The organism is Nostoc sp. FACHB-888 (assembly GCF_014696655.1).
GTDB lineage: Bacteria > Cyanobacteriota > Cyanobacteriia > Cyanobacteriales > Nostocaceae > Nostoc.
Window position 1 is genome coordinate 1 of sequence record NZ_JACJQM010000336.1, and the last position, 3107, is coordinate 3107.

At 38.8% G+C, this 3107-nt stretch carries 4 protein-coding genes; 1 reads left to right on the top strand and 3 read right to left on the bottom strand.

The window, feature by feature from the left end:
* Positions 1-62: 62 nt before the first annotated feature.
* The gene (locus tag H6G26_RS40305; RefSeq protein WP_199327293.1) at positions 63-572 is read right to left on the bottom strand and encodes a DEAD/DEAH box helicase family protein; all 510 of its coding nucleotides are present in this window, start codon (positions 570-572) and stop codon (positions 63-65) included.
* 54 nt (positions 573-626) lie between these two features.
* Here H6G26_RS40305 and H6G26_RS40310 point away from each other — a divergent pair, with 54 nt between their 5' ends.
* Positions 627-1265 carry a Uma2 family endonuclease gene (locus H6G26_RS40310; protein WP_190737571.1) on the top strand — a complete coding sequence of 213 codons (639 nt, stop codon included), beginning with the start codon at positions 627-629 and terminating at the stop codon, positions 1263-1265.
* Positions 1266-1338: 73 nt separating this feature from the next.
* Here the strand turns inward: H6G26_RS40310 and H6G26_RS40315 are convergent, their stop codons facing one another.
* Positions 1339-1974 carry a hypothetical protein gene (locus tag H6G26_RS40315; protein ID WP_190737573.1) on the bottom strand — a complete coding sequence of 212 codons (636 nt, stop codon included), beginning with the start codon at positions 1972-1974 and terminating at the stop codon, positions 1339-1341.
* The gene (locus tag H6G26_RS40320; protein WP_190737575.1) at positions 1974-3047 is read right to left on the bottom strand and encodes an RAMP superfamily CRISPR-associated protein; all 1074 of its coding nucleotides are present in this window, start codon (positions 3045-3047) and stop codon (positions 1974-1976) included. The genes H6G26_RS40315 and H6G26_RS40320 overlap by 1 nt, the downstream gene beginning before the upstream one ends.
* Positions 3048-3107: the final 60 nt, after the last annotated feature.

A 3107-nucleotide genomic window follows, 5' to 3' on the forward strand; every position in this document is an offset into this window, starting at 1 on the left:
GCATTATCGCGTGTCCCCTCAAGGTGAAAAGTTTGAAACCTAGTCCTCTAAGGACTTTAGAGCTACTTTGCCCCTGGTGACAGCTTCCGTAACACTACCCCAACATTGGCAGAACCACGACCGACTGAATAAGGGATATTCAGGAAGCTGCTCAACATTTGGTCAATTGTGCAGAAAACTATATCACCTTCAAAGCGTGGGTCTTCTGGGTTCTCTCCTGTTTGTAGAGTGACAGCTAAGGAACGGGATGATGGATAAGCCTTCTCCCAGTTCGCAACTAATATTTCAGTCCGTTGGCGGAGGCTATTGGCTAGGGTTCGCAGGGGGACAACGTAGATGAGTTTATTGGGGAAGTCTATATCGAGGGCTTTGGCGAAGAGGAAGGGTGCGATCGCTGTTTCCGTTTTTCCCGATCCTGTTGGTGCGCGGAGGAGGATGTCTTGACGTTTAAGGATTTTGGCAATCGTTTGGTATTGAAATTGATGTGGGAAGAAGGTGGTGAGGGTTTGGAAATATTCATCAATCATCATTGATAAAATAGAGTAGGATAAATTTTGATGTTGTTCAGTCATCAATTTTGAAATTTATACCATGCATATTATTAATTACTGATTCTGCGAGGGATTATGCTGCTAACTGAACGTCGCGCTGATCGAGTGGTTCTCTACAATATCAGTTGGCAACAATTTGAGAATTTATTAATAGACTTAGGTGAAAGCCGTTCAGCTAGGGTCGCTTATGATGATGGCACATTAGAGATTATGACACCGTTACCAGAACACGAATATTACAAAGAAATAATTGGTGACATCATCAAAGATACGGCTGATGTTTTGGAGCTAGATTATGAGTGTTATGGCTCAACTACCTGGAAACGAGAACTAAAAAGGGCTGGAATAGAATCTGATAATTGTTTTTATTTTCAAAATGAAGCCTTAATTCGAGGTAAACTCAAGTTTGATTTAAATCAAGACCCACCTCCAGATTTAGCTTTAGAAATTGATATTACCAGTAAATCTTTAGATCGCTTTCCCATCTATGCACGGTTAGGCGTACCTGAAATTTGGTCTTATGACTCTGGAGAAATCAAAATTTACCAGTTGCAAGGTGAGGAATATCTTGAAAGAGAAACAAGTTTAGTGTTTCCTAATCTGAATATTCAAGAAATTCCATCACTAATTGAAAAACACCGTATGGTAGGAAGACGAGTTTTCCGACAAGCAATCAGGGAGTGGGTTAGAGGACAGATTGGTAAAGAAGGGTAAGGATTACGATCGCTATTTGGTTTTTTCGCATTTTATTTTAAGTAAAAAATAACACAAATGTAAATAAAGCAAATTACTCAATTGACTTTACACTTTTAATACTTCCATCATCCTTCAGGGCGGTAATTTTCACTTTTAATACCTGCCTTTCTTTAAGAAAACTTGCTTTTTTAGGTTCTTTCTGAGTCAGCTTAATTGTTTCCAGCATCTCATAAGTTACTTTATTACCTTTAATACCAAGCACAGTAGCATCTAAAACTTGGTCAATTTCAAACTTTTGTGGGTGAAAAACTTCCGCAATTTCTGCTTGACGTTCAGAGACTTGTTCAACCTGCGGACTTTCGGAAATAGAGATTTCCTCAATTGGACTAACTTTATAATACCGCATTAAACGCATCGCCCAGCCTAAAATTTTTAACATAGCCTGAGCATTTCCTTGTTGGCTTTGCAGATATTGATTACAGGCACGTTCGATATTACAGTAGTAACTTGTAGTTCGGCTACTATGTCCAATTTGCCTACCGTTAGTAACTAAGATTTTAAGATAGCTAAAAAATCTCCGTCCTGCATCAGGTTGCTCTACAATGCTACGCAGATATGCAATAACTTTTCCTACTTCGTTAACGTCTGTGTCTTCTTTAACTAAACTTATTGCTAAATTGTGAGCAAGTTGAGATTCCGCTTCTGTTAAAGATTCTGTAGTAAACATTAATACATGCCTTCTGGTGGTTCACGATCGGTTGGGTAGCGTAGAATTTCAGCGAGTTGCTGTAGTTGCGGAAGTTGAATGAGTCTGGAATGTGCTGTTTTAATTTGGGTGGCGATAAACGTTTCTAGCGCCTCTCCCGTGAGAAGATGATTGTTATCGGGGGTATAAGTGGAGTAGTGCGATCGCAAATCCTCAAAGTTTTGCAATATATTAGCTTGGGTAATCCCTACTGTCATGCTTCCCATCCCAATAGGTTTACCACCACCAACTTTTAAAGCTATAGGGTAATTGGAATCTTGCCCCAGTACAACAAATAACGTCCCTAATTGTTCAGGTTTGATGTTTTTGAATTGCAATTGAGTAGTAAAAGTGTATTCTCTTGCTGCTTGTTGAACTGCAATTCCTTGATTTTGACCTTTTTCAATAGCGCGAATCGTGTGATAATAAAATTTACGTCCAGCAACTTTTCCCCTTGCGTCAAAATATGCGCTTCCGGGTTCAGGGCGCGGACGATATAACGAAGGCATAAAACCCGTATTAAAACCTATATTTTCGCATTTAACATCATTAAACTCAATTAATCCCTGCCAATCTAAAGCACCAAATACTTGACTAGCGGGACATAATTGTTCTTTATTTCGAGATGGTAATCTTTCGTTGGGTATTTTATCCCGAAATTTTGATGTGACTACTGCAAGGGTGCTATTCGTAATCGCTTCATAAACTGAACGAATGCAACCTTTAAGGGAACTCCCTTGAATTACTAAGTGTTTATCAATCCCCTGTACCATTGTTTTTATTAAAGATACACGAGTTGCAATATCGTTACCAGGGACAACTATACCAGTAGAAATATGAAGTGAAGTTTTAACTTTCAGAGTTAAAAATAAAGTTCCATGCAAACGATTTTTATCAAACTTATCATGTCCAGCAGGATGTTCTAAGCGAGGGCGTTCCTGTGGAAAAGCAACAAATTTGTATGGTTTTTGTGTACTACTTACTACAGAATTATCACGAGATGAAGGCTGAGAAGGTAATGGTTTTCGTGGTTTAGGTCTTGGGATGTTGGTCATTTGAATTAACCGTTAAGGCGATAAAATGAATAGTTGCAGTANCAGAGTCTTTGAAATATC

What these genes read in the sequence shown, in the direction of transcription:
- H6G26_RS40305 (WP_199327293.1), bottom strand. Translation starts at nt 572, where the DNA reads ATGACTGAACAACATCAAAATTTATCCTACTCTATTTTATCAATGATG.
- H6G26_RS40310 (WP_190737571.1), top strand. Translation starts at nt 627, where the DNA reads ATGCTGCTAACTGAACGTCGCGCTGATCGAGTGGTTCTCTACAATATC.
- H6G26_RS40315 (WP_190737573.1), bottom strand. Translation starts at nt 1,974, where the DNA reads ATGTTTACTACAGAATCTTTAACAGAAGCGGAATCTCAACTTGCTCAC.
- H6G26_RS40320 (WP_190737575.1), bottom strand. Translation starts at nt 3,047, where the DNA reads ATGACCAACATCCCAAGACCTAAACCACGAAAACCATTACCTTCTCAG.